This window comes from Micromonospora sp. DT46 (assembly GCF_049841735.1).
Taxonomy (GTDB): Bacteria; Actinomycetota; Actinomycetes; order Mycobacteriales; family Micromonosporaceae; genus Micromonospora; species Micromonospora reichwaldensis.
On record NZ_JBNCKW010000006.1, the window covers coordinates 60,032 to 84,414 of the forward strand.

Sequence of the window (24,383 nt, forward strand, 5' to 3'; positions counted from 1 at the left end):
CCGTTCACGACTGCGGGGCTCGCAAGCTCACTCCTCGCGCTCACTGGTAGGACCTCCTCCGGTCCGGCGGCGGGATCTCAGCGCCCTTGTACTCGACGGGTACGCCGCCGAGCGGGTAGTCCTTGCGCTGCGGGTGCCCCTCCCAGTCGTCCGGCATGAGGATCCGGGTCAGGTTGGGGTGACCGTCGAAGACGATGCCGAACATGTCGTACGCCTCGCGCTCCTGCCAGTCCGCCGTCGGGTAGATCGACGTGACGCTCGGCAGGTGCGGGTCCTCGGCGGAGACCGCGGCCTCCAGCCGCACGGTGCGGCGGTAGGTCATCGAGGTGAGCTGGTAGACGACGTGCAGGCGGCGGGCGTCGGCGCCGAGGTAGTCCACCCCGGAGACCGAGGAGCAGAGCTCGAAGCGGAGCGCCATGTCGTCGCGCATCACCTGGCAGACCTCGGCGATCCGCTCGGGGCGGATGTGCAGGGTCAGCTCGCCCCGGTCGACCACGACCTTCTCGACGGCGTCGGCGAAGTCCGGGTACGCCTCCTCCAGCGCGTCGCGGACCTCGTCGAAGTAGCCCCCGTACGGCCGGGGCGCGTCCTCGATGGTCCGGCGCTGGCGGACGAGGCCGCCGAAGCCGGACACGTCGCCGGAGCCCTGGTTGCCGAACATGCCCCGGCCGGCCGGGCTGGCCGGGGGGTACTCGGCGGGTGCGGTGCTGCTGGCACCGGCCGGCGTGACCGGCACCGGCACGCCGCCGTCGTCTTGCCTGTCCTGAGGCGCGGTCACTTCTGGACACCCCCGTGCTGCAGGTGGTTCTGGGCCTTCATCCAGTTCTCGATCCGCAGCTGCTCCTCGCGACCCTCACGGACCGCCTTGGTCCACTCGGCCCGCCGGGCCTTGTCGCTGCGGTACGACGACGGCATCGAGCCGTAGGGGACGACCGGGACGTCGCCGCGGGCCTTGCGCGCCTCGAGCATCTTGCGGCCGTTCGGGCCGAGCGGCTCGTGCCCGATCTTCTCGCGCAGCTTGAGGACCGCGTCGATGAGCATCTCGGGCCGGGGCGGGCAACCGGGCAGGTACATGTCGACCGGGACGATGTGGTCGACGCCCTGCACGATGGCGTAGTTGTTGAACATGCCGCCGCTGCTGGCGCAGACGCCCATCGAGATGACCCAGCGGGGCTCCGCCATCTGGTCGTAGATCTGGCGCAGCACGGGGGCCATCTTCTGGCTCACCCGGCCGGCCACGATCATCAGGTCGGCCTGCCGGGGCGAGGCCCGGAAGACCTCCATGCCCCAGCGGCCCATGTCGTAGTGCGGACCACCGGCAGCCATCATCTCGATCGCGCAGCAGGCCAGACCGAAGGTGGCCCCCCAGACCGACGTCTTCCGCGACCAGTTGACCAGCTTCTCCACCGAGGTGAGCAGGACACCGGCGGGAAGCTTCTCCTCGATACCCATCTGAGGTTCCTCCCTCAGTCCCAGTCCAGGCCGCCACGCCGCCAGACGTAGGCGTAGGCGACGAAGACAGCGACGATGAACAGGACCATCTCCACGAAGCCGAAGATCGGCAGGGCGTCGAACGAGACCGCCCAGGGGTAGAGGAAGATGATCTCAATGTCGAAGACGATGAAGAGCATCGCCGTCAGGTAGAACTTGATCGGGAACCGGCCGCCGCCGACCGGCTGCGGGCTGGGCTCGATGCCGCACTCGTACGCCTCGAGCTTGGCCTTGTTGTAGCGCCGGGGACCGGCGAAGCGGGCAGCGGCCACGGAGAACAGCGCGAACCCCGCGGCGAGGGCGAACAGCCCGATGATCGGTGCATAAGGCGAGAGCGACATCGTTTTCTCCTGCTCGTCCTTCCCTGCCCCTGGTCCTTGTCAAAAATCACACTATTCACGTCCCTCGCGACGGTCGTCGGCGGGGGTCGATCTCCCCTGTCCGCACCTGCGGTCATCGCAGACCGTGGACGGGGCCGTCACACGGGGCTGCCTTCGTCGCGACCGCGGGCGCTCGCAGGCTCGTTCCTCGGGCTACACGGCGGGCGCCACTCTCGTCATCGTGTTGATGACGCGGTCCATCGCGTCCCCGTCGCGGGGGTCGGTCAGGTTGGCCAGCAGCTTGAGCACGAAGCGCATCAGCATCGGGTGCGGCATCCCGTGCTTCGTGGCCATCCGCATGATCTCGGGGCGGCCGATGAGCTTCACGAAGATGCCGCCGAGCCGGTAGTAGCCGCCGAAGCGGAGCTTCAGCTCCGTCGAGTACGCCGTCAGCGCACGCTCCCGGTCCGCGCCGGCCGGGCGCGCGAGCGCCTGCACGGCGACCTCCGCGGCCAACTCGCCGGACTCCATCGCGTACGCGATGCCCTCGCCGTTGAACGGGTTGACCATGCCGCCGGAGTCGCCGACCAGCATCACGCCCCGGGTGTAGTGCGGCACCCGGTTGAAGCCCATGGGGAGCGCGGCGCCGAGGATCGGCCCCTCCGCGTTCGCCTCGTCGGTCATGCCCCAGTCGGCGGGCGTGTTGGCCAGCCAGTCGGTGAGCAGCCGGCGGTAGTTGGTCTTGCCGAACGCGGACGAGGAGTTGAGCACCCCGAGGCCGACGTTGACCCGGCCGTCGCCCAGCCCGAAGATCCAGCCGTACCCGGGCAGCAGGTTGTCGCCGCTGTCCTTGCTGCGCAGCTCGAGCCAGGACTCCAGGTAGTTGTCGTCGTGCTTGGCGGGCGAGCGGTAGTAGCGCCGGACGGCGACGCCGATCGGCCGGTCCTCGCGTTTGGCCAGCCCGAGGGCGAGCGGGAAGCGGCCGGAGACCCCGTCGGCCGCGACGACCAGCGGCGCGTGGAAGGTGGCGGGCTCCTTGCCCGGGCCGACCTCCGCCTCGACGCCGGTGACCCGGCCGTCCGGGCCCAGCACCGGGCCGGTGACGTTCACGCCGGTACGCAGCTCGGCGCCGGCCTCGACGGCGCGCCGGGCGAGCAGGTCGTCGAAGTCGAGCCGGGTGCGCACCAGGCCGTAGTTGGGGAAGCTCGCCAGGTCGGGCCAGTCCAGCTCCAGCCGGACGCCGCCACCGATGACCCGCAGGCCCCGGTTGTGCAGCCAGCCCGCCTCGGGCGAGGTGTCCACGCCCATCCGGATGAGCTGCCGCACCGCGCGCGGGGTCAGCCCGTCGCCGCAGACCTTCTCCCGGGGGAACTCGGTCTTCTCCAGCAGCAGCACCCGTACGCCGTGCCGAGCCAGGTGGTATGCGGTAGCCGACCCACCGGGACCGGCGCCCACGACGATCACGTCGGCGTCATGCTCCACCGCGGCCATCCCGCGCCTCCTCCCGCATGCTCGTGAAATGCTTCACAAGCCAGACGGTGGGAGTCTATGACCGACGTCATGACCACGCCGGACCAGGGGTACCTAACTTGCCGGAGACACGTCGGCCGAGGTCGGAGGCGGGGCGCCGGGGCGGGCCTCAGTGCCGGGCGGAGGCGGCCGGATCCAGGCCGGCGTCGTGCCGGATCGTCTCCGGCAGGTGCTCGCGCAGCGCGCCGCCGGCGGCGCGGTCTAGGGCGGCCAGCACCTCTGCCACGACCTGACGGACGTCGGCGGGATCCGCGCCGGCCAGCTCCTTGAGCTGGGCGATGAGCTCGGTCGCGTCGTCGTCGGTGGCCTCCGCGCCGACCGCCTGGTGTCGTCCCGTCATGGGGGCGAGCTTACGGAACAAAGTGGAGCAAAAACGGATATTCAGGGAAAGGGTGCCGGATCGGCCTAGACGCGGACCGCGCGGTGCAGCGCCGCGATCCCGCCGGTCAGGTTGCGCCAGGCCACCCTGCCCCAGCCCGCCGCGCCGATCCGCGCGGCCAGCGCCGGCTGGTCGGGCCACGCCCGGATCGACTCCGCCAGGTAGACGTACGCGTCGGGGTTGCTGGAGACGGTGCGGGCCACGCTCGGCAGCGAACGCATCAGGTACGACAGGTAGACCGTGCGGAACGCCGGGTTCACCGGGGTGCTGAACTCGCACACCACCAGCCGGCCGCCCGGCCTGGTGACCCGGGCCAGCTCCCGCAGGGCGGCGTCGGTGTCGTTCACGTTGCGCAGCGCGAACGAGATGGTCACCGCGTCGAAGCTGGCGTCGGCGAAGGGCAGCTTCAACGCGTCCCCGGCCAGCAGCGGCACCTGGGGACGGGTGCGCTTGCCGACGCGCAGCATGCCGAGGGACAGGTCGGCGCCCACCGCGTACGCGCCCGACTGGGCCAGTTCCTCGGTGGACACGCCGGTGCCGGCGCCCACGTCGAGCACCCGCTCACCAGGCCGCAGGTCGAGCGCGGCCCGGGTGGCCCGGCGCCAGAACCGGTCCTGCCCGAAGGAGAGGACGGTGTTGGTCAGGTCGTAGCGAGCCGCCACGCCGTCGAACATCGCGGCGACCTCGTGCGGCTGCTTGTCCAGGTTGGCGCGCTGGCCCTGCGGGGTACGGCTCACCCCTCCACTCTGCCAGTCCGGCCCACGCGGGCGGCCGGTGGGTCGGCCGCCCCACCACCCCGGACACGCCGCGGGGGCGGGATGGTCGCCCACCCCGCCCCCGCGCCGCCGTACGTCAGTCGGTCGACTTCTCGTCGCCGGGCGCCACCAGGACGACCCTGCGCCGCCGGGAGAGCAGCAGCAGCGCGCCGCCGGCCAGCAGCACGGCCGCGCCGATGCCTCCGATCAGCCCGGCCTGCACGCCGGTCACCGGCAGCCCGCCGTCGCCGCCGCCACCGCCACCGCCACCGGGGGTGGTGGTCGGGGCCGCCGTGGGTACGCCGGTCGGGGTCGCCGTCGGGGTCGGCGTCGGCTCACCGGTCGGGGTCGGGGTCGGGGTCGGCTGCGCCGACAGGTCGACGAAGGCCTCGAAGAACGTGTGGTTGTCGCCCATGTCGGCCTCGGAGAAGGCCTTCCGCTGCGCCTGGCCGGCGATCCGCGGCTCCTCCTCCGGCTCGCCCTCGGCGACGTCCAGCCCGTACGCGAAGAGGTCGCCCTCCCGCAGCACCGGCTCGGTCACGTCGTCGCCGACCTTCACGGTGACGTCGGCGGTGTAGTACTGCCCCCGGCGGATCGTCGCGCCGGCGTCCTCGCAGAACGCCTGCTCCTTGCCGAGGTACACCTGCGTGACGCAGCCCTGCGGCACCGTCACGAAGCTCACACCGGCCGGGAGGGTGATGCCGTAGAAGACGCCGGTCGCGGGCCGGCTGCCGTCGTTGTAGACCGCCCAGTCCAGCGGGACGGTCTCGCCCCGGCGCACCGGCCTGAGGTCCGGCTCGTCGGCCACCGCGCCGTTGACCACGACGCCTGCCTGGACGTCCTGCGCCCAGGCGGTGAGGTCGTAGCCGGGCTTCGTCACGGTCACCGGCACGACGACCTTGTCGCGAACCTTGCCCCCGGGCGTCGCGGTGACGACGTGGACGACCAGCTTGCCGCCGTCGCCCCGGCCGCCCGTGCTGAACAGCGGGACGCCGAAGTCCTTGCTGGTGCCGGCGGGCAGGTCGCCGAGGGAGCACTGGTAGAGGTGGCTCTCGATGGCGCGGCAACCCTCGGGCACCAGGAAGCCGACGCGCTTCTCCTTGAGCTGCTGGGTGTTGACCCGCAACGAGACGTCCTCCGCCGTGGCCGTGCCGGCGTTGGTGACGGTGAACTTGAACGGCTTGCTCCGGGCCGCATCGACACCCTTCGCGAGCTGGGTGCTGATCGGGATCAGGGCGAGGTCCGGCCCGTCGGCGGCCTGGGCGGGAACGGCGACGGTGGTCAGGCCACCCGCCGCGAGGAGTGCCACGGCACCGGCGCGGGCCAGGGCCGAGCGATGGAACAGGGTCATCGGTCCCCCGGGGGGTTAGGGAAGAAACGGATGGTTGCGGAACCCGGGCGGACGCTATCGAAGGTCGAAGCGGCACGCCAGCAGGGAGATCGTGTTTCATCCGTCCGGCCGATCCGGTCGGACGGGACGGCCCGACGCACAGCGGGGGCGGGATGGTCACCCATCCCGCCCCCGCTGCCGTGCGTTATGTGAACGACCCTCGCGGGTCGATGGAGGACGACCGTCAGGCCGTCGGCTTCTCGTCGCCCGGGGTCACCAGGACGACCCGGCGCCGCCGCGCCACCATGAACATGGCCGCGCCCGCGATCAGCACCGCGCCGCCGATGCCGCCGATCAGCGTGGTCTGCGCGCCGGTGACCGGCAGGCCGCCGTCGTCGTCACCGCCGCCGCCCGCGCCGCCCTTGGCCGCGACGATCACGGCGTACGCGTCGGAGTTGTCGGTGGCGTCCACGTCGGTCGCCCGCAGGCCGGTGACGTTCTCCGGCAGGGTGACCGCAGCCGCCCGCATCCGGCTGGGCGCGGACCCGACCGGCTCGACGCTGACCAGACCACCCTTGAGGGCACCCGGCTTCACGTCCGCCGCCACGTCGAACACGTGGTAGAAGCCGTAGGCCGAGTAGAGCTTGTCCTCGGGGTTGGTGTCCTCGTCCTGCGGGATCAGGCCGAAGTTGGCGTAGGTGCAGGTGAAGGTGGACTTGTCGGCCGCGTACTCGCAGCCCGGCTCCACCTCGGTCGGGGTGACGCCCTTGGGCAGCTTGACGCTGATCTTCAGACCGGCGGCGGCCTTGTCACCCTGGTTGGTGATGAAGTACGTCAGCGCCGAGCGGCCGCCCGCGTGCAGGTCGCCGGAGTAGACCGGGTTGCCGTCGACGATCTTCACGGCCTGCTTGACGTCCTCGGCGACGACCGAGAGGTCCGGCCCGCTGGCGTCGGAGAAGTCCAGCGTGGCGGTCTTGGTGTTGTTCGCCGCGTTGGTGTCGTCCTTCGAGATGAGCTTGAAGGAGAGCGGGGCCTTGTAGGTGCCCTCGGCCTCGAACTTGAACAGGACGATCGGCAGGTCGGTGGTCTCACCCGGGCCCGGCAGGCCCTTCTCCGTCGCGTGGCAGATGAACGCGGTCGGCTTCTCCCCGACGAGCTCGATGTCGCAGCCGTCCTCGACGGCCGGCACGGCGGCGACCTTGTCGAAGTCGACCTTGGACACGTCCACCCGCACCGACAGTTCGCTCGGGGTGTTCTTGCCGGTGTTGGTCACCTTGGCGTAGGCGAACTTGCCCTGCGCGTTGGCGGCGACCCGCGTGCCGGCCACCTCGATCGCGAGGTCCGTCTCCGTGCCCGAGGCGTGAGCCGGGCTACCGAGGACGGTCAACGCGCCGGAGGCGAGCAGCGCGCCGGCGCCGATACGCGCCAGCGAACGGTTACGGAAGATCATGGAAGAGTTCCCCCCGTTGGGGTGAAGGAAAGGTACGGCCGGGGACGTTAGCGGTAAGCGATCACGCCCGCCACCCCGCAGGACGGGCGCGTTGAACAGCCTGGCTAAGAATCACTTAAGGAATGCCCGGATTGATATGTCTTGCTGCCCCGGCCACCCCGACACCGACTCCGAACGGCAATCTAATTGAGATCAACGGCCAACGGGAATTCACCCGATCGGACAGCCGAGCGACTCATTTACCGTCACTTTCCGTATTCCCATGATCCACGCAGTGGTCCACGTACGACGACACCCCACCGCCGGACGGCGGTGGGGTGTCGGTGGTGCGGGTGCCTGCGGACGCCCCGCTCAGCGGGCGTCGACCAGCGGCAGGGACTTCCCGGCGCCGCCGCCCGGCATGGCGATCGAGGAGAAGTGCGAGACGACCCGCTCGTCGGTCGGGTCGTCGGCCGGGGTGCGGTGCACGGCCAGCCGGTTGTAGAGGGTGTCGCGCTGGGCGGGGATCCGGTCCGCCGAGCGGATCATGCCGATCAGCTCGTGCAGGTTGGAGCGGTGCCGCGCGCCGGCCGAGGAGATGACGTTCTCCTCCAGCATGATCGAGCCGAGGTCGTCCACGCCCATGTGCAGGGCGAGCTGCCCGACGTCCTTGCCGGTGGTCAGCCAGGACGCCTGGAGGTGCGGCACCGTCTCGAAGAAGAGCCGGGCCACCGCGACCAGCCGCAGGTACTCCAGGGTGGTGGCCTGGGTCCGGCCCTTGAGGTGGTTGTTCTCCGGCTGGTACGTCCAGGGGATGAACGCCCGGAAGCCCTTCGTGCGGTCCTGCACGTCGCGGATCATCCGCAGGTGCTCGATCCGCTCGGCGGCGGTCTCGCCGGTGCCCATCATCATGGTGGCGGTCGACTCGACGCCCTGCCGGTGCGCCAGCTCCATGACCTCCAGCCAGCGCTCGCCCGACTCCTTCAGCGGCGCGATGGCCTTGCGCGGGCGGGCGGGCAGCATCTCCGCGCCGGCGCCGGCGATCGAGTCCAACCCGGCCGCCTTGATCCGGGCGATGGCCTCGTCGAGGCTGACGCCGGAGACCTTGGCCATGTGCAGGATCTCGCTGGGGCCGATCGAGTGGATCGCCAGCTGCGGGTACGCCTTCTTGACCGAGGAGAACAGCTCCTCGTAGTACTCCACGCCGTAGTCCGGGTGGTGCCCGCCCTGGAGCATGACCTGGGTGGCGCCCAGCTCGACCGCCTCGCCGCAGCGGCGCAGGATCTCCTCGGTCGGGTGGGTCCAGCCCTCCTTGTGCTTGGGGGCCCGGTAGAACGCGCAGAACTTGCACGCCGTCACGCAGACGTTCGTGTAGTTGATGTTGCGGTCGATCAGGTACGTGACGACGTTGTCCGGGTAGCGGCGTCGGCGCACCGCGTCGGCGGCCTCGCCCAGGGCGTGCAACGGCGCCTCGGTGTAGAGCAGCAGGGCCTCCTCGGGCGTGATCCGCCCGCTGTCCGCGCCACGCTGCAGGATGTCGTCGATCTCCCGGCTCACACTCACCCCCCGAGCCTACGTCGCCCGCTCGGGGGACCGGTCGATGGCCGCCGAACAGCCCGCCCGGCGGCGCGTCGGGTGTGACGGTGTTCACCCTCGCCGGTGGTGCGGCGCCGCCCGTCCGACGACGGACGACGCCGCACCCTCCGGTCAGAAGACGCGCGGGATGCTGCTGGGCGTCCAGCCGCTGCCCACGGCACTGGTGCTGGTGGCGTAGAGCTTGAAGTCGGCGCTCAGGTCCCCGGTCGACTGGAAGCCGAGCATGACGCCGGCGGAGTCCTGGCCGATCAGGTCGGTGCGTCCGTCGCCGGTGAGGTCCCCGACCAGGATGCGGGGCCGGTTCGTCGTGCCCCAGTTCGTGCCCACGTACGGGTAGGGCCCGGAGAACAGCAGCCCCTCGCCGGTCATCGCCCCCGACGACCGGTACGCCCGCAGCCGTCCGTCCGCGAGCTGGGCGACCAGGTCGGTGGTGCCGTCACCGTCGAAGTCGGCCGGCAGGATCCGAGGAATCGAGGAACTCCGCCAACCGGTGCCGACCACCTTCGCCACGAGAGTCGTCGGGAAGAGCCTCATGTCCATGGAAAGATTTCCGCTGGAAGGGTAGCCCTTCATGGTGCCGTCTGCGTGCTGGGCGATCAGATCGGTCCGCCCGTCGCCGTTGAAGTCGCCGGTCAGGATGCGCGGCACCTCCGTGGTGGTGAAACCCGTGCCGACGTCCCTCGTCGTCCCGGCGAACAGCTGGGCGTCGGCCGACAGGTCGCCCGTGGACGTCCAGACCCGTAGCGTGCCGTTGAGCAGCTGGCCGAGGAGGTCGGTGCGGCCGTCGCCGTTGAAGTCGCCCGGGATCAGGCGGGGGATCGAGCCGCTGGTGAAGGCGGTGCCGACGATCGCGGACGCCCCGGCGAAGAGCCGGTAGTCGGCGGAGAGGTCGCCGGTCGACTCCCAGGCGGTCAGGGTGCCGTCGCCGCTCTGCGCGATGATGTCCGTCCGGCCGTCCCCGGTGAAGTCCCCGGTGAGCGCCCGCGGCCGGTTCGCCCCGCCCCAGTTCGTCCCCACGTAGCGGTAGGGCGACGGGAAGAGCGGGGCGGTGCCCGAGAGGTCGCCGCTCGACGGGTACGCCCGCAGCCTGCCGTCGGCGAGCTGGACAAGCGCGTCGGTGCGGCAGTCGCCGGTCCAGTCGCCCAGGATCACCACACCCGCCTGGTCGGCCGGGCCGTGACTCGCGCCACCGGCACTGCAGTTGTTGGGCGTGTTCTGGCGGATCCAGCCGGCCAGGTCGTCCGTGCGGGTCTCGATGGCGTCCCGCCGGGTCTCCGTCTCGGCGAGACAGCCGCCCTGCCAGGAGGTGGCATGCACGGCAACCAGCTCGGGACGCCCGTCCACCACCCGCACCGCCGGCCCTCCGGCGTCGCCCTTGCAGGTGGTCGGCCCACCCTGTTCGTTGCTGATCGCGACCGAGGTGGCCGAGACGGCGCCGACCGTGACCGGCGCACCGTGCAGCTTGTCGGGCACCCACTCGGTGGCGGTACGACCGAAGCCGAGCGCCTGCAACGTCTCGCCCGGCACGGGTGCCCCGGTGGCGAGCGCGACCGGGGTGACGCCGACCACCGGCAGCGTGAGCCGGAGCAGCGCGAGGTTCCGATCCGGGTGCGACACCACGAGATTGGCACGCTGCACCCGGCCGTCGTTCGTGGTCAGATCCAGCCGGCCCACGGTGACCGTGGTGGGCCACGCGGGCGCGCTCGCAGTCGAGCGCGGGCCCGGGGTGGGGGGAAGGCATGAGTGGGCCGTCAACACCCACTGGGGCGCGACCAGCGCCCCGGAGCAGGCGCCCATCTCACCGAAGGTGACCTTCGCCGCGAAGGCGTACGCGCTGTCCGTGACCGGGCTGCCCCCGCTTACCGCCCGGGCCGGCGCACCTGCGACGGCCCCTGCCGTCAACGCGGCGGCGACACCGATGACGAGGGCTCTTCGCCGTCGTCGTACCTGCTGATCCATCGACTCTCCGTTCCTCGGGCACGGCGGCCGGCCACCCGCGCTCCGGCACCGGCCGGCTCGACCCGCCGGTCTGCCCGGGGCGCACGGTCGGCCGCGTCACCTGTCGGTGACGGACTGGAATATAGATGTTGGGCGGTCGCCGCACCGCCCCGCTCGACCGCCGCGATCAGGCCCTCCCGACGCACCCATCGAACCATTAACATTCGTGAATGATCGTGAAGGCGTCCTCCCCCACCCGTCCTCCCCTACGTCGCCTCGCCGACCTGATGGCAACCTGATGGCGACCATCCCCTGGCTCGCCGACGTGCTCCGCGCCGCCGGCGTCACGGTGGTGGAGCACGGCAACTGGCTCGGCCGGGTCTCCGGCAGCTCGTTCAATCCGATCGGCGTGCTCTGGCACCACACCGCCGCCACCTCCAGCGCCGGCAACCCGCACCCCGCCCTGAACATCTGCATCAACGGCCGCTCCGACCTGCCCGGCCCGCTCTGCCAGGCCCTGGTCGACCACCACGGCGTCTTCCACGTCATCTCCGGCGGGCGGGCCAACCACGCCGGCGTCAGCCGCGGCAGCGGCCCCATCCCGGCCGGCGACGGCAACACCCTGATGGTCGGCTGGGAGATCGACTACAACGGGGTCAACCAGGCCATGACCGGCGCCCAGTACAGCGCCTCGGTGCTCGCCACCGCCGCCGTGCTGCGGCGGCTCGGCCGCGACGCCAGCCACGCCCGGGGCCACCGGGAGACCAGCACCAGCGGCAAGATCGACCCGTCGTTCATCGACCTGGACTCGATGCGCGCCGACGTGGCCCGCCAGCTCGCCGGCAACCCACCCCTCGACCTCACGGAGAACGACATGAAGCTCATCCAGTCACCCGGCCGCGGCATCGCCCTCGTCGGACCCGGCTACTTCCGCCAGCTCCGCAACGACGAGGAGGTGCACGCCGCCGTCGCGCTGGCCGGCAACCCGCTGGTCGGCAACGACCGCCAGTTCGACCTGTGGCGCAGCATCGCCTACGACGGCCAGGTCAAGGCCCCGAGCTGACCGCACGCAGGGGGTCGGCGGGTGCGACGCGGTGCCTGCGCCGACCCGCCGACCCGGCTGCGCCCGCCGAGCGGCGGGCGGACCGGTCAGGCGTCGTAGTCGACGGTGAGCCGGTCGGTCGTCGGGCTGGACTGGCAGGTGAGGACGTAGCCGGCGGCCACCTCGTCCGGCTCCAGCGCGTAGTTGCGGGCCATCGTGACCGCGCCGTCGACCACCTTGGCCTTGCAGGTGGAGCAGACCCCGCCCTTGCAGGCGTAGGGCAGCTCGCCGCGCACCTTCAGCGCCGCGTCCAGCACCCGCTCGTCGCGCCGCATCGTGAAACGCGACGACCGGCCGTCGAGCAGGATGGTCACCTCGGCGCCGCCGCCCGGCTCGTCGGCCGGGCGTCGCGGTGGGGCCGGGGCCTCGGCAACGTGGAACAGCTCCGTGTGCACCGCCGACTCCGGCACGCCGCGCGCGGCGAGCACCTCCCGGGCGTCCACCACCATGTCGTACGGGCCACAGAGGAACCACTCGTCGACGGTGTCGCCGGGCACGACGGTGTCCAGCAGCCGGCCCAGCCGGTCGGCGTCGATCCGGCCGGAGAGCAGCGCCGACTCGCCCTGTTCCCGGGAGAGCACGTGCACCAGGTGCAGCCGGGTGGGCCACCGGTCCTTCAGGTCGGCCAACTCCTCGGCGAACATCACCGTGTTCGCCGTGCGGTTGCCGTACACCAGCGTGAACGTGCTGGCCGGCTCGACGGCGAGCGCCGTCGCGACCAGCGCGAGCACCGGGGTGACGCCCGAGCCGGCGACCACCGCGCCGTAGTGGCGGGCCCGGTCCGGCGCGAGGGCCGTGGTGAAGTGCCCGAGCGGCGGCAGCACCTCGATCGTGTCGCCGCCGCGCAGCGCGCCGCAGGCGAAGGCGGAGAACGCGCCGCCGGGAATCTCCCGCACGCCGATCCGCAACCGGCCGTGCCGGGCCAGGTCGTCGGGCGTGGAGCAGATGGAGTACGACCGCCGCACGTCCTCACCGGCGGCGCCGGGGCGGCGGACGGTGAGGTGCTGGCCGGCGGAGAACGCGAACGTCTCCCGCAGCTCCACCGGCACGGCGAAGGTGACCGCCACGGCGTCGTCGGTGAGCCGGTCGACGGCGGCGACGGACAGCGGGTGGAAGACCGGCCGGCGACGGACCGGGCGGGTGATGGTGACAGTCACAGCGCCTTCAGGTGGTCGAAGGGTTCACGGCAGGAACGGCAGCGCCAGAGCGCCTTGCACGCGGTCGAGCCGAAGCGGCTGACCTGCTCGGTCTCGGGCGAGCCGCAGCGCGGGCAGCGGACGGCGAGGGTCAGCGGCACCACGTTGTCGGCGCGTACGGGCGACGGCGGGGCGATGCCGGCGGCGGCGAGCTTGGCCCGGCCGGCGTCGGAGATCCAGTCGGTGCTCCACGCCGGGCTGTAGACGGTCCGCACGTCGGCCTCGGGACGCCCGGCGGCGGCCAGCGCCCGCCGGATGTCGGCGCGGATCACGTCCATCGCCGGGCAGCCGGTGTAGGTGGGGGTGATGGTCACGACCACCCGGCCGGTCGCCGGGTCCTCGTCGACCGCCCGCAGGATGCCGAGGTCGTCGATGGTGACCACCCGGATCTCCGGGTCCACCACCGCCGCCACGGCCTCCCACGGAGTCACCAGTGCCGCCTTCCGTTCGCGACTGCGGGGCTCCGCTGCGCTGCACTCCTCGCGCTCACCAGTGCGCTCCGGGGTGGGCGCGGTGCAGCACCTGCATCTCGGCGAGCAGGAAGGACAGGTGCTCGGTGTGCACGCCGTCCCGCCCGCCGCCCGGCGCCCAGCCGGACTCCGGCCGGGTCAGCGTGGCCTCGTCCAGCACGGCGCCGACGGTGGCGTCGAAGTCGGCCCGCAGGGTGGCCGGGTCGACCGGCGCCGCCGGGTCGGGGGCGAACAGCTCGTGCACGTACGGCCAGACCTGGTCGACCGCCGCCTGCATGCGCCGGTGCGACTCCTCGGTGCCGTCGCCGAGCCGCCGCACCCACGTCGAGGCGTGGTCGAGGTGGTAGGCCGACTCCTTGCGGGCCTTGGCCCCGATCGCGGCCAGCCGCTCGTCGGCGCAGCCGGCCAGCGCGGTGTAGAGCGGAAGCTGGTAGGCCGCCAGGAAGAGCAGCTTCGCCATGGTGACCGCGAAGTCGCCGTTGGGCAGCTCCACGAGCAGGCAGTTGCGGAACTCCCGGTCGTCGCGGAGGAACGCCAGCGCGTCCTCGTCCCGGCCGGCGCCCTCCACCTCGCCCGCGTACGACAGCAGGAGCCGGGCCGCGCCGAGCTGGTCGAGGGCGATGTTGGCCAGCGCGATGTCCTCCTCCATCTCCGGCGCGCGGGTGGTCCACTCGGCCAGCCGCTGCGCCGCGACGAGCGCGTCGTCGCCGAGGGCGAGGGCGAAGTCGAAGGGGCCGTTCACGCCGCCACCTCGCTCCGCTCGGCGGCGGCGCGACGCGCCCCGGTGCTGGGCCGAACGGTTCGCTCGCTCACAGGTGGGCCACTCCGTCCGGCACGTCGTAGAAGGTGGGATGCCGGTAGACCTTGTCGGCCGCCGGGTCGAAGAAGGCGTCCTTCTCGTCGGGGCTGGACGCGGTGATCGCGCCCGCCGGCACCACCCAGATGGAGACGCCCTCCTGGCGGCGGGTGTAGAGGTCCCGCGCGTTGCGCAGGGCCAGCTCGGCGTCGGGGGCGTGCAGGCTGCCGACGTGGGTGTGCGACAACCCGCGCCGCGCCCGCACGAAGACCTCCCACAAGGGCGAAGGACCGCTCGCGCCGCGCTGGTCCGTCCGCTCGCTACGCTCGCTCACGCCGCTACCTTCTCCTTCTGCTCCACCCGCTTGGCGGCGTACGCCGTGGCGGCCTCCCGCACCCACGCGCCGTCGTCGTGGGCGCGGCGCCGGTGCTCCATCCGCTCCCGGTTGCACGGGCCGTTGCCCTTGATCACCCGCATCAGCTCGTCGTAGTCGGGCTGCGTGAAGTCGTACGACTGCCGGGACTCGTTCCAGCGCAGGTCGGGATCCGGGATCGTCAGGCCGAGAATCTCCGCCTGCTGCACGCACATGTCCACGAAGCGCTGGCGCAGCTCGTCGTTGGAGAAGCGCTTGATCTTCCAGGCCATGGACTGCGCCGAGTGGGTGGAGTCGGTGTCCGGCGGGCCGAACATCGCCAGCGACGGGTACCACCAGCGGTCGAGGGCGTCCTGCGCCATCGCCTTCTGCGCCGGGGTGCCGTGCGCGAGCGTGTGCAGGATCTCGTAGCCCTGCCGCTGGTGGAACGACTCCTCCTTGCAGACCCGGATCATCGCCCGCGCGTACGGCCCGTAGGAGCAGCGGCAGAGCGGGACCTGGTTGACGATGGCGGCGCCGTCCACCAGCCAGCCGATGGCGCCCACGTCGGCCCAGGTCAGGGTGGGGTAGTTGAAGATCGAGCTGTACTTCTGCCGGCCGTTGAGCAGCAGCTCGACCAGCTCGTCCCGGCTGATCCCGAGGGTCTCGGCGGCGGCGTAGAGGTAGAGGCCGTGGCCGGCCTCGTCCTGCACCTTGGCCAGCAGGATCGCCTTGCGCTTGAGCGAGGGGGCGCGGCTGATCCAGTTGCCCTCCGGCTGCATGCCGATGATCTCGGAGTGCGCGTGCTGCGCGATCTGCCGGATCAGCGTCTTGCGGTACGCCTCGGGCATCCAGTCGCGCGGCTCGATCTTCTGGTCGGCGTCGATGACCTCGGCGAAGTACGCCTCGAGGTCCTCGTCCGCGCCGGGGGCGCCGCCCCGGCGGCCACGTGCGGCGGCCTCCCGCAGGGCCGCCTCCGCCGCCTCGACCTCGCCGAGCAGGCCACCGCCGGGTGCGTCATCGGCGGAGAAGTCGTTGCCATACATGAGGTCAAGTGTTACAGCTCGCCTCTCGGGACACCAGAGGGTGTAACAGGTTTCCGGAGACAGTTTCGGCACGGGGCGGGGACTCCGGCAGCCGGGCAAACTATGACTTGGGTCACTATGAGAAGGTGAATCCTCTCAACAGCCGCATAGCGGCTCGATATCCCGCCTACATGGCAAGTTGCCAGGTGTCGGGTCCTGGCGCGCCGCCGATCCGCACGTAGACTTCCCCCGTCACACCGATCGGCTGCCGACGATCGCCCGAGAAACACGGAGGGCGGATCCCCCCGGCCCTCGGCCAGCCGCCGATCCGTCCGACAACCAGCCGGTCCCCCCGGCCTGACATCTGGAGCTCACCCACTCATGCGATCCCGCGTGACCCTGGTGCTCGCCGTCGTGGCGGTCCTCCTCGGTGGCGGCCTGCTCGTTCCGGCCGCGTACGCCCGACTCGCCGGCGACGACGCCGCGAGCGGCGGGAGCGGCGGCGGAAGCGTCGCGGCCCCCGCGCCCACCCCGCCCCCGCCGCCGACCCTGGCCGCCGGCCCGGTCACGGTGAACTTCAAGGGCGAGTTCTTCTCGTGGGCGCTGATGGACCGGGAGACCGGCGAGATCTCCGGGTCGAAGAACCTGGCCTCGACCAGCTCCACCGAGTCGATGATCAAGGCCTGGTTCGCGGCGGACTACCTCAACCAGCTCGGCGACAAGCCGCTGCCGGCCGAGCGGAAGAAGCAGATCACCACCGCCATCCGGGACAGCAACGACGACGCCGCCAACGCCCTCTACAGCGCGGCGGGCCGGGCCGGCACGATCAGGCGGATGGTCAGCACCTGCAAGCTCACCGACACCAAGCCGGGCAACGTGCCCGGTTACGTGGGCTGGTGGAGCTTCACGCGGATGTCCCCGCGTGACGCCGTCCGGCTCGGCGACTGCATCGCCGACGGCACGGCCGCCGGCCCCAAGTGGACGAAGCTCCTGCTGGACGAGATGAGCAAGGTCAGGGGCAGCACGGCCGCCAAGGACCAGAATCCCCGCTTCGGCGGCGGCCGTTGGGGCATCATCGACGGCCTCCCCCAGTCGATCGTCAGCCAGGGCCCGGTCAGCATGAAGAACGGCTGGACCCCGCTCAACTACGACGGCAACTGGCACGTGAACTGCCTCGCGGTGACCGACAGGTGGAGCCTCGCGGTGATGCTCCGCTACCCGCAGAAGAGCGGGCTGAACTACGGCGCGCAGGTCTGCGCCTCGGTCGCCAGCCAGCTCGTGACTCCGCAGCCGGGCGCCGCCCTCAAGGTGCCTCAGCAGCCCGCCGGGAAGCTCTGATGACGCGACGGCGTCGGGCCGACGAGCCCGCCGACGCCTCCCCCCGCAGGCTCATCGCCATCGCGGTGGTCCTCATCTGCCTGGTGCTCGTCTCGCTGCGGCTGCTGCCGGGCTCGCCGTTCGAGTCCCGCGCCGCCGCCGAGTGGGGCACCCCCGCCGGCCCGGCCGACCGCGCCACGACCGCCCCCAGCGACCGCAGCTCCCGACCCTCGCCGTCGCCGAGCCCGACGCCGGAACCGGAGCCGCTGCCGTTCGAGGCCAAGGAACTCGACCTGGACATCGAGGGCTGGTACTCCTGGAGCGTCCTCGACCGCCGCACCGGGGAGATCATCGGCTCCGACAACATGGACGAGACCAGCACCACCGCGTCGCTGATCAAGGCATGGATCGTCGCCGACCACCTGCGCCGCGCCGACGAGAACGGCCAGACCCCGAGCGCCGCCAAGCTGGCCGACGCCACGAAGATCATCCGGGACAGCGACAACACCCGGACCCAGCAGTTCTACAACGCGCTGGGCGGGTCCGCCTCGATCAAGCGGCTGCTCTCCAAGTGCGAGCTGACCGACAGCAGCGTCGCCAGCGACGGCGGCTGGAGCCGGACGAAACTCTCCCCCCGGGACACCGCCCGGATGGGCGCCTGCATCGCCGACGGCCGCGCCGCGGGCCCGAAGTGGACCAAGTGGCTGATCAACGAGATGCGTCTGGTCAGGGGCGGCGGCGACTTCGGCATCCGCAAGGCGTTCCCGGCCGCCGAACGCAAGACCATCGCCATCAAGAACGGCTGGATCGACCGGACCAAGGAGCAGGAGATGCACATCAACTGCCTGGCCATCGGCGACACCTGGACGATGGGCGTGATGGTCCGCTACCCGATCGGCAAGGGCTACGAGTACGGCATGAAGAACTGCCAGAAGATCACCGAAGCCCTCCTCCGCCCCACCACCTAGCCCCGCCCACCGCCCCGGGCCGGCCAGAGGTTCAGCCCGTGAAGAAGGCCGGGCCGGAGGCGGGCAGGGGCGGGGCGGCGTCGATGGTGGCGGCGCGACGCGCGAACTCGCGCAGGCCGGCCACCTGGCGCTCGCCGAGGGAGAAGTCCAGCGCCCGGAAGTACGTCGCCAGGGTCGCCGCGTCGAACGGCTCCCAGCGCGCGGCCGCCTCGGCCACCTGGTCCAGCTCGGCCAGGCAGAGGTCCCGGGAGCGCAGGAACGCCTCATGCACCTCCTTGACCAGGCCGGGGTGGGCGGCGGCGAAGTCGCGGCGTACCGCCCAGACGGCGAAGACCATCGGCAGGCCCGTCCACTCCCGCCACGCCTGCCCGAGGTCGGTGACCTCCAGCCCACGCTTCGGCGCCTCGTAGAGGGCGCGTAGCGCCACGTCGCCGATCAGCACCCCGGCGTCGGCCTCCAGCAGCATCTGGGTCAGGTCGGGCGGGCAGCGGAAGTACTCGGGGTTCACCCCGTACCGCTCGCCGAGCAGCAACTGGGCCAGCAGCACCCCGGTCCGCGAGGTCGAGCCCAGCGCCACCTTGCCGTGGCCGAGCTCGGCCAGCGGGCGGGTGGAGACGACGTTGACCGACAGCACCGGGCCGTCGCTGCCGACCGCCAGGTCGGGCAGGAGCAGCAGCTCGTCGGCGTGCCGCAGGTACTCCACCTGGGAGATCGGACCGATGTCCAGGTCACCGGCGACCAGGGCGGCGCTGAGCCGGTCCGGGGAGTCCTTGTGCAGGTCGACGTCGATCAGGGCGCCGGAGCGCATCAGCCCCCAGTAGATCGGCAGGCAGTTCAGGAACTGGATGTGCCCGACCCGGGGGCGTGCGACGTGCTCAGCCATGCCCCGACCGTATCCCCGCCACCGTTGCGTGGCTCAGTGGGCCGGGGTGGGAGTGGCCAACCCCGCATCCGCCGGGTGGTCGCCGTCCCCCGCCTCTCCCGGCGCGCCGTCCGCACCGCCCGCCCGGGCCGCCGCCGTCGACCCGGCGCCGGCCGCCCGGACCCGTCGGACGGACCGGACGACGGCGGGCACGAACGCCACCACGACCAGCAGGCCGACCGCGCCGGCCGCCGCGATCAGGGGTCGCGGCGACAGCAGCGCCAGCAGGGCGCCCCCGATCAGGTAGCCCCCCATCGAGCCGCCCTGCACGGCCGCGCCGTAGAGGGCGTACGCCCGGCCGCGCGACGCCTCCGGCACGCGCCGGGCGGTGAGCAGGTTGGCGAAGACGTTCTCCCCGCCGTTCGCCGCGCCCGCGACCAGCCAGAGCGGGACCAGCAGCGCGGCCGTGGGCACGGCGGCGGCAACCATCACCATGAGGCAGATGCCGCCGAGCGTCGCCAGCACCCCGTACACCAGGGCGCCGTCGTCGGTGAGCCGGTGGGCCAGCCGGGCGCAGAGCCAACTGCCGGGCAGCATCCCCGCCATCCAGGCGGCACCGACCAGCCCGTACACCGTGGGCGAGCTGTCGAGGGTCTCGCGGATGAAGAAGACCTCGACCACGTTGATGCCGCCGACGGCGGTGATGACCGCGGCCGTGCTGACGACGACGGCCAGCAGCAGCGGGTCGCCGCGCAGCCGCCACGCCGGGGCCCGTTCCGTCCCGGACGCGGGTGCGGCCGTGGTCCGCCGGCCGCCCCTGCGGGTGCGCAGCAGCAGGCCCGCGGCCACCAGGGCGAGGTAGCTCCCGGCGTCGATGAGCAGGGGTACGCGCGCGCCGAACTGCCCGACCAGCAGCCCGGCGAGTACCGGGCCGCCGAGCGCGCCCAGGCTGCTGGCCGTCTGGCTGATCGCGCTCGCCCGGGGCAGGTCGGCGGGGCGCACCATCGCCGGCAGCAGCGCCGCCAGGCAGGGGTGGGTCACGGCCAGCCCGCAGGCGAGCAGCGCGACGAGCCCGATGATCAGGGCCGGGTGGGTGGCGAAGGCGAGCAGGGCGCAGACGGCGGCCTGCCCCAGGCCGGCGGCGACCAGCAGCTTCCGGCTGTCCACCCGGTCGGCGAGCCGCCCGGTGAGCGGGGCGAGCACCACCAGCGGCAGGGTGGCCGCCAACAGCAGTCCGGACACGGCGATGCCGCTGGCGCCGGCGGACTGGAGGGCGAGCGCCAGGGCCGTGGCGGCGAGGAAGTCACCGCACATCGAGGTGCCGCGCGCGGTGGCTGCGAGCCAGACGTCGGACCAGCGCGACCCGTCAGTTGCGAAGGACATACTTCGAAAATAATCCTTCACAACTGATCGAAGCAACCCCCTTACACCAGCGGCACCGCCCGGTACTGCACCGCCACCGTGCGCGCCCCGGCCGGCGGATCCGCCTGGCGGTTCCGTTGCCGGTACGGCTCGAACAACGCGCTCACCGCCTCGTTCAGCCCCGCCAGCTCGTCGGCTGTGAGCAGCAGCAGCGTGTCGCTGAACAGCGCGACGTCGTACCACTCGGCGGGCTCGTCGCCGGCGCGGCGCAGCCATTCCCGGGTCCGCTCCATGTCCCGGGCCGCGTGCGCCTCCACCAGCGCCTCCTCGGCCGCGCGCGCCTCCGGGCCGGCGGACTGTCCCGCGTCGACCATCAGGCCCCGGCCGACCGTGCGCCACAGCCGCTCGCGCGCGTCCCCCCGGCTCGGCGCCTGCTCCACCAGGCCCGACTTCGCCAGCGCCCGGAGGTGGTAGCTGGTCGCGCTCGGCGACAGCCCGGCCACCTCCGCGCACTCCGTGGCGGTCGCGCCGCCCTCCACCACGCCCAGGTGTTCCATGATCGCGATTCGGGCCGGATGGGCCAGCGCCCGCATCACCTGCGGGTCGCTGATCGTGATCCGGCGCTGTTCGGGACGCGCCTCCGTCATGTGTCCATGATTCCTGGTCGCCCGCCCACCGCGGGTCGCCGGTCGACCGGCACCGGAGGTACAGCGGCGGGCGGCGGCGCCACGGTCGAAATCCGGTGGAGCGTCACGCGCCCGGCGCGTAGGCTGTCAGGTCGCTTGACGGCCAGGGTGAGGTGACCACCGCATCGGACGTCCCGCGCCGGGGGCCGGCCCATCCGCCCGCCGGACACGCGAGCGACCGGCAGATGACCCGATGGGATCCACCGTGACCGCAATCGACCCCGACCTCGACGCCGACCTCGCCGCCGAACGCGAGCACCTCGCCACCTCCCGGGCCGCCCTGACCCAGATGCGGGAACGCGCCCAGGCCCTCTTCTCCACCGGCGACCAGGTGGCCGGCGACGCGTACGCGGCCGAGACCCTCGGACGCACCCTGGCCCGCCGGGTCGCCGAACTCGCCGACGACCCGACCACGCCGCTCTTCTTCGGCCGCCTCGACTTCGGTTCGGCGACCGGGGCCCCGCCCGCCGACGCCCCGCCCGGCGACCCCGGCGACGGGCCGGACGGGTGGCACGCGGACCACGCCGGGCGGCGCTACCACGTCGGCCGGCGGCACGTCACCGACGACCGGGGCGAGCCGCTGGTGCTGGACTGGCGGGCCCCGGTGTCCCGGTCGTTCTACCGGGCGAGCGCGCGCGACCCGCAGGGCGTGGCGGTACGGCGCCGCTTCGGCTTCAGCAACGGGGTGCTGACCAGCTTCGAGGACGAGCGCCTCGACCGGGGCGAGGAACTGGGCACGACCAGCCGGATCCTGACCGCCGAGATCGAACGGCCGCGCGTCGGGCCGATGCGCGACATCGTCGCCACCATCCAGCCCGAGCAGGACGAACTGGTCCGGGCCGACCTCGCCGACTCGATCTGCGTGCAGGGCGCCCCGGGCACCGGCAAGACGGCCGTCGGCCTGCACCGGGCCGCGTACCTGCTCTACCTACACCGGGAGCGGCTGCGCCGCTCCGGCGTGCTGATCGTGGGACCGAACCGGGCCTTCCTGTCGTACATCGCGGCGGTGCTCCCGGCGCTCGGCGAGGTCGAGGTCGAGCAGGCCACCGTGGAGGACCTGGTCGCCCGGGTGCCGGTGCGGGCCGTCGAGGACCCGGCGGTGGCCGCGGTCAAGCACGACGCCCGGATGGCCGAGGTGCTGCGCCGGGCCGTCGACGCGCACATCGGCGAGCCGATCGAGCCGATCATGGTCTCGGACGGCTCGTTCCGCTGGCGGATCGGTCTGGACCCGCTGCACCGGGTGGTCCAGGAGACCCGCCGGGAGCGGCTGCCGTACGCCACGGGGCGCGAGCGCGTCCGGGCCCGGGTGGTGGCGCTGCTGCAACGGCAGGCCGAGGCGCGGCGCGCCGAGTCGCCGAGCGACGCCTGGCTGCGCCGGATGGGCAAGGCCACCCCGGTCACCGCCTTCCTCGACGCGGTCTGGCCGGCGCTCACCCCGGAAGGGCTGGTGCACGCCCTGCTCGGCGACCCGCAGCGGCTCGCCGCGGCGGCGGACGGGCTGCTCGACGCCGAGGAGCAGGCGCGGCTGTGCGGGCTCGCCGCCCCGACCCTCGCTGCCGACCCGACTGCGGCGGCCGGCACCCCGGACCCGGCGGCCGGCCCGACCACGGCAGCCGAGGCCCCGGCTCTGACGGCCGGCACCACGCGGGCCCCGGCGCGACGTCCCGCCCCGGCCGGCACGAAGCTCGGGCGTACGCCGAAGGCCACGAAGTGGACGGCGGCCGACGCCGTGCTGATCGACGAGGCGGCCGGGCTGATCGAGCGGCCGGGCGGCTTCGGGCACGTCGTCGTCGACGAGGCGCAGGACCTCTCCCCGATGCAGTGCCGGGTGATCGCCCGGCGCAGCGAGCACGGGTCCATCACCCTCCTCGGCGACCTGGCCCAGGGCACCGCCCCGTGGGCCGCCGCCGACTGGCGGGAGTCCCTGCGACACCTCGGCAAGCCGGACGCCGTCGTGGTGCCGCTGACGGTCGGCTTCCGGGTGCCCGCCGCCGTGGTGGCGTTCGCCAACCGGCTGCTGCCGGCGCTCGCCGTCGACGTCCCCCCGGCCGAGTCGCTGCGCCGCGACGGCGCGCTCGACGTGCGTACCGTCGACGACCTGGTCGCCGCGACGGTGGCCGAGGTGCGCGCGGCGCTGGCGTTCGACGGCTCGGTGGCGGTGATCGCCGCCGACGACGCGGTCGGCGGGCTGCGGGCGGCCCTGGAGGCCGCCGGCGTCGACACCGCGACCGTCGACGAGCCGGCCGCCGCGGCGCGCGTCACGGTGGTGCCCGCGACCCTGGTCAAGGGCCTGGAGTACGACCACGTCATCGTCGTCGAGCCGGCGGCGATCGCGGCCGCCGAACCGCGCGGCCTGCACCGGCTCTACGTGGTGCTCACCCGGGCGGTGTCCCGACTCGCCGTGCTGCACGCCCGCCCGCTGCCCGCGCCGCTGGGCTGACCGGCGACATGACTACGACGCCGACCGTGACCTGCACGACAGACGCTTCGCTCGGACGACGCGTCGCTTGCGCCGGGGCGATAGACAGGGTCCGTGACACCCACGACGAGTCTCCCGTGATCCTCGCCCGCGCCGAGGCGGTCAGCCGCCGCTACGGCGACGTGCTCGCCCTCGACCGGGTCGACCTGGAGGTCTCCGCCGGCGAGCTGGTCGGCCTGCTCGGCCCGAACGGGGCCGGCAAGAGCACCCTGCTGAACCTGCTCGTCGGGCTGCGCCGGCCCACCGCCGGCCGGGTCGAGCTGTTCGGCGGCGACCCGCGCGACCCGGCGAGCCGGCGGCAGATCGGAGTCACCCCGCAGGAGACGGGCCTGCCCGGCACACTGCGGGTCGGCGAGGTGGTGGACTTCGTCGCCGCCCACCACCCCGACCCGGTCCCCCGGGGCGAGTTGCTCGACCGCTTCGGCCTGGGCGAGCTGGCCCGGCGGCAGACCGGGGGCCTCTCCGGCGGGCAGCGCCGCCGGCTCGCGGTGGCGCTCGCCTTCGTCGGCCGGCCCCGGCTGGTGCTGCTCGACGAGCCGACCACCGGCCTGGACGTCGCGGCGCGGCACACCCTGTGGGAGGCGATCCGGGCGTTCCACGACGACGGCGGCACCGTGCTGCTGAGCAGCCACTACCTGGAGGAGGTCGAGGCGCTGGCCCGGCGGGTGGTGGTCATCGGGCAGGGCCGGGTGCTGGCCGACGACACGGTCGACGCGATCCGGGGCATCGTCGGCGTACGCCGGGTCAGCCTGGTCGCCGACGCGCTGCCCGCGCTGCCCGGCGTCGTCCGCACCGAGCGGATCGACGGCCGCACGCACCTGCTCACCACCGACGCCGACGAGCTGGTGCGGGCCCTGGTCACCGCCGGGGTGGCGTTCGCCGACCTGGAGGTCCGCCCCACCTCGCTGGAGGAGGCGTTCCTCGCCATCACCGCGCCCGGCTCCGGAGCCGACCGTCCGACGACCGCCGTGGCCGGCCCGCCGGCCACCGCCTGAGGGGA

At 72.8% G+C, this 24,383-nt stretch carries 23 protein-coding genes; 5 read left to right on the forward strand and 18 right to left on the reverse strand.

What is annotated here, in order from left to right:
* Positions 1-40 precede the first annotated feature (40 nt).
* From ACLQ20_RS17350 to ACLQ20_RS17395, 10 genes are all read right to left on the reverse strand, one after another.
* Positions 41-778 (reverse strand): NADH-quinone oxidoreductase subunit C, encoded by a 738-nt coding sequence (locus ACLQ20_RS17350; RefSeq protein WP_151454889.1) that lies wholly within the window; start codon positions 776-778, stop codon positions 41-43.
* Positions 775-1,452 carry a NuoB/complex I 20 kDa subunit family protein gene (locus tag ACLQ20_RS17355; RefSeq protein WP_132232122.1) on the reverse strand — a complete coding sequence of 226 codons (678 nt, stop codon included), beginning with the start codon at positions 1,450-1,452 and terminating at the stop codon, positions 775-777. Before ACLQ20_RS17355 ends, ACLQ20_RS17350 begins: the two co-directional genes overlap by 4 nt.
* A 14-nt stretch (positions 1,453-1,466) precedes the next feature.
* Complete coding sequence (locus ACLQ20_RS17360) at positions 1,467-1,832, reverse strand: NADH-quinone oxidoreductase subunit A (RefSeq protein WP_111134310.1); 366 nt, start codon at positions 1,830-1,832, stop codon at positions 1,467-1,469.
* Between the two features lie 192 nt (positions 1,833-2,024).
* Entirely contained in the window at positions 2,025-3,302 is a 1,278-nt protein-coding gene (locus ACLQ20_RS17365; RefSeq protein ID WP_132232124.1) for a geranylgeranyl reductase family protein, read from the reverse strand.
* Between the two features lie 148 nt (positions 3,303-3,450).
* Positions 3,451-3,681 carry a hypothetical protein gene (locus ACLQ20_RS17370; protein ID WP_121397089.1) on the reverse strand — a complete coding sequence of 77 codons (231 nt, stop codon included), beginning with the start codon at positions 3,679-3,681 and terminating at the stop codon, positions 3,451-3,453.
* A 65-nt stretch (positions 3,682-3,746) separates the two neighbouring features.
* The gene (locus tag ACLQ20_RS17375; RefSeq protein WP_151454888.1) at positions 3,747-4,457 is read right to left on the reverse strand and encodes a demethylmenaquinone methyltransferase; all 711 of its coding nucleotides are present in this window, start codon (positions 4,455-4,457) and stop codon (positions 3,747-3,749) included.
* A 115-nt stretch (positions 4,458-4,572) separates the two neighbouring features.
* Positions 4,573-5,826: a cell wall anchor protein gene (locus ACLQ20_RS17380; protein WP_425856537.1), complete on the reverse strand. Its 1,254-nt coding sequence runs from the start codon at positions 5,824-5,826 to the stop codon at positions 4,573-4,575.
* 223 nt (positions 5,827-6,049) lie between these two features.
* Positions 6,050-7,255, reverse strand: coding sequence for an LPXTG cell wall anchor domain-containing protein (locus tag ACLQ20_RS17385; RefSeq protein ID WP_358114509.1), 1,206 nt, complete (start codon positions 7,253-7,255; stop codon positions 6,050-6,052).
* Positions 7,256-7,606: 351 nt separating this feature from the next.
* A complete protein-coding gene (gene mqnC, locus ACLQ20_RS17390) occupies positions 7,607-8,797 on the reverse strand; it encodes a cyclic dehypoxanthinyl futalosine synthase (RefSeq protein ID WP_327030269.1) in 1,191 nt (396 codons plus the stop codon).
* A gap of 144 nt (positions 8,798-8,941) precedes the next feature.
* Positions 8,942-10,789, reverse strand: coding sequence for an FG-GAP-like repeat-containing protein (locus ACLQ20_RS17395; protein WP_358114506.1), 1,848 nt, complete (start codon positions 10,787-10,789; stop codon positions 8,942-8,944).
* Between the two features lie 277 nt (positions 10,790-11,066).
* Between ACLQ20_RS17395 and ACLQ20_RS17400 the strand changes: the two genes are divergently transcribed.
* Positions 11,067-11,831, forward strand: a complete 765-nt coding sequence (locus tag ACLQ20_RS17400) for a peptidoglycan recognition protein family protein (protein ID WP_327030267.1) — start codon at positions 11,067-11,069, stop codon at positions 11,829-11,831.
* Positions 11,832-11,917: 86 nt separating this feature from the next.
* On the opposite strand, the gene paaE is transcribed toward ACLQ20_RS17400, so the two are convergent.
* The 5 genes from paaE to paaA form a co-directional block, all read right to left on the reverse strand.
* Positions 11,918-13,027, reverse strand: a complete 1,110-nt coding sequence (gene paaE / locus ACLQ20_RS17405; RefSeq protein WP_425856540.1) for a 1,2-phenylacetyl-CoA epoxidase subunit PaaE — start codon at positions 13,025-13,027, stop codon at positions 11,918-11,920.
* On the reverse strand, positions 13,024-13,500 hold the full coding sequence (paaD, locus tag ACLQ20_RS17410) for a 1,2-phenylacetyl-CoA epoxidase subunit PaaD (protein WP_425857206.1): 477 nt from the start codon (positions 13,498-13,500) through the stop codon (positions 13,024-13,026). The genes paaE and paaD overlap by 4 nt, the downstream gene beginning before the upstream one ends.
* Before the next feature lie 52 nt (positions 13,501-13,552).
* Positions 13,553-14,278, reverse strand: a complete 726-nt coding sequence (paaC, locus tag ACLQ20_RS17415; RefSeq protein WP_425856542.1) for a 1,2-phenylacetyl-CoA epoxidase subunit PaaC — start codon at positions 14,276-14,278, stop codon at positions 13,553-13,555.
* Between the two features lie 67 nt (positions 14,279-14,345).
* Positions 14,346-14,666 (reverse strand): 1,2-phenylacetyl-CoA epoxidase subunit PaaB, encoded by a 321-nt coding sequence (gene paaB, locus ACLQ20_RS17420; RefSeq protein ID WP_425856544.1) that lies wholly within the window; start codon positions 14,664-14,666, stop codon positions 14,346-14,348.
* Positions 14,663-15,730, reverse strand: coding sequence for a 1,2-phenylacetyl-CoA epoxidase subunit PaaA (gene paaA, locus ACLQ20_RS17425; protein ID WP_425856546.1), 1,068 nt, complete (start codon positions 15,728-15,730; stop codon positions 14,663-14,665). The genes paaB and paaA overlap by 4 nt, the downstream gene beginning before the upstream one ends.
* A 360-nt stretch (positions 15,731-16,090) precedes the next feature.
* On the opposite strand from paaA, the gene ACLQ20_RS17430 reads away from it, so the two are divergent.
* A complete protein-coding gene (locus tag ACLQ20_RS17430) occupies positions 16,091-17,047 on the forward strand; it encodes a hypothetical protein (RefSeq protein ID WP_327030265.1) in 957 nt (318 codons plus the stop codon).
* Positions 17,047-17,994 (forward strand): hypothetical protein, encoded by a 948-nt coding sequence (locus ACLQ20_RS17435; RefSeq protein ID WP_327030264.1) that lies wholly within the window; start codon positions 17,047-17,049, stop codon positions 17,992-17,994. The genes ACLQ20_RS17430 and ACLQ20_RS17435 overlap by 1 nt, the downstream gene beginning before the upstream one ends.
* A 31-nt stretch (positions 17,995-18,025) precedes the next feature.
* On the opposite strand, the gene ACLQ20_RS17440 is transcribed toward ACLQ20_RS17435, so the two are convergent.
* Genes ACLQ20_RS17440 through ACLQ20_RS17450 form a run of 3 tightly spaced genes read right to left on the reverse strand, consistent with a single transcriptional unit; the run spans position 18,026 to position 20,865 of the window.
* Positions 18,026-18,877 (reverse strand): menaquinone biosynthetic enzyme MqnA/MqnD family protein, encoded by an 852-nt coding sequence (locus ACLQ20_RS17440; RefSeq protein WP_425856548.1) that lies wholly within the window; start codon positions 18,875-18,877, stop codon positions 18,026-18,028.
* 33 nt (positions 18,878-18,910) lie between these two features.
* Positions 18,911-20,239 carry an MFS transporter gene (locus ACLQ20_RS17445; protein ID WP_425856550.1) on the reverse strand — a complete coding sequence of 443 codons (1,329 nt, stop codon included), beginning with the start codon at positions 20,237-20,239 and terminating at the stop codon, positions 18,911-18,913.
* Between the two features lie 41 nt (positions 20,240-20,280).
* Positions 20,281-20,865 (reverse strand): helix-turn-helix domain-containing protein, encoded by a 585-nt coding sequence (locus ACLQ20_RS17450; protein WP_327030262.1) that lies wholly within the window; start codon positions 20,863-20,865, stop codon positions 20,281-20,283.
* Between the two features lie 232 nt (positions 20,866-21,097).
* On the opposite strand from ACLQ20_RS17450, the gene ACLQ20_RS17455 reads away from it, so the two are divergent.
* Positions 21,098-23,344, forward strand: a complete 2,247-nt coding sequence (locus tag ACLQ20_RS17455; RefSeq protein WP_425856553.1) for a HelD family protein — start codon at positions 21,098-21,100, stop codon at positions 23,342-23,344.
* 116 nt (positions 23,345-23,460) lie between these two features.
* Positions 23,461-24,378: an ABC transporter ATP-binding protein gene (locus ACLQ20_RS17460; protein WP_358114485.1), complete on the forward strand. Its 918-nt coding sequence runs from the start codon at positions 23,461-23,463 to the stop codon at positions 24,376-24,378.
* The last annotated feature ends 5 nt before the right edge of the window (positions 24,379-24,383 follow it).

Excerpts from the sequence above, each read along its gene's own strand:
- ACLQ20_RS17435 (WP_327030264.1), top strand. The coding sequence starts at position 17,047 with ATGACGCGACGGCGTCGGGCCGACGAGCCCGCCGACGCCTCCCCCCGC.
- ACLQ20_RS17395 (WP_358114506.1), bottom strand. The coding sequence starts at position 10,789 with ATGGATCAGCAGGTACGACGACGGCGAAGAGCCCTCGTCATCGGTGTC.
- ACLQ20_RS17370 (WP_121397089.1), bottom strand. The coding sequence starts at position 3,681 with ATGACGGGACGACACCAGGCGGTCGGCGCGGAGGCCACCGACGACGAC.
- ACLQ20_RS17400 (WP_327030267.1), top strand. The coding sequence starts at position 11,067 with ATGGCGACCATCCCCTGGCTCGCCGACGTGCTCCGCGCCGCCGGCGTC.
- paaA (WP_425856546.1), bottom strand. The coding sequence starts at position 15,730 with ATGTATGGCAACGACTTCTCCGCCGATGACGCACCCGGCGGTGGCCTG.
- ACLQ20_RS17450 (WP_327030262.1), bottom strand. The coding sequence starts at position 20,865 with ATGACGGAGGCGCGTCCCGAACAGCGCCGGATCACGATCAGCGACCCG.
- ACLQ20_RS17440 (WP_425856548.1), bottom strand. The coding sequence starts at position 18,877 with ATGGCTGAGCACGTCGCACGCCCCCGGGTCGGGCACATCCAGTTCCTG.
- ACLQ20_RS17455 (WP_425856553.1), top strand. The coding sequence starts at position 21,098 with ATGGGATCCACCGTGACCGCAATCGACCCCGACCTCGACGCCGACCTC.
- ACLQ20_RS17445 (WP_425856550.1), bottom strand. The coding sequence starts at position 20,239 with ATGTCCTTCGCAACTGACGGGTCGCGCTGGTCCGACGTCTGGCTCGCA.
- ACLQ20_RS17430 (WP_327030265.1), top strand. The coding sequence starts at position 16,091 with ATGCGATCCCGCGTGACCCTGGTGCTCGCCGTCGTGGCGGTCCTCCTC.
- ACLQ20_RS17365 (WP_132232124.1), bottom strand. The coding sequence starts at position 3,302 with ATGGCCGCGGTGGAGCATGACGCCGACGTGATCGTCGTGGGCGCCGGT.
- ACLQ20_RS17380 (WP_425856537.1), bottom strand. The coding sequence starts at position 5,826 with ATGACCCTGTTCCATCGCTCGGCCCTGGCCCGCGCCGGTGCCGTGGCA.
- ACLQ20_RS17360 (WP_111134310.1), bottom strand. The coding sequence starts at position 1,832 with ATGTCGCTCTCGCCTTATGCACCGATCATCGGGCTGTTCGCCCTCGCC.
- ACLQ20_RS17355 (WP_132232122.1), bottom strand. The coding sequence starts at position 1,452 with ATGGGTATCGAGGAGAAGCTTCCCGCCGGTGTCCTGCTCACCTCGGTG.
- ACLQ20_RS17385 (WP_358114509.1), bottom strand. The coding sequence starts at position 7,255 with ATGATCTTCCGTAACCGTTCGCTGGCGCGTATCGGCGCCGGCGCGCTG.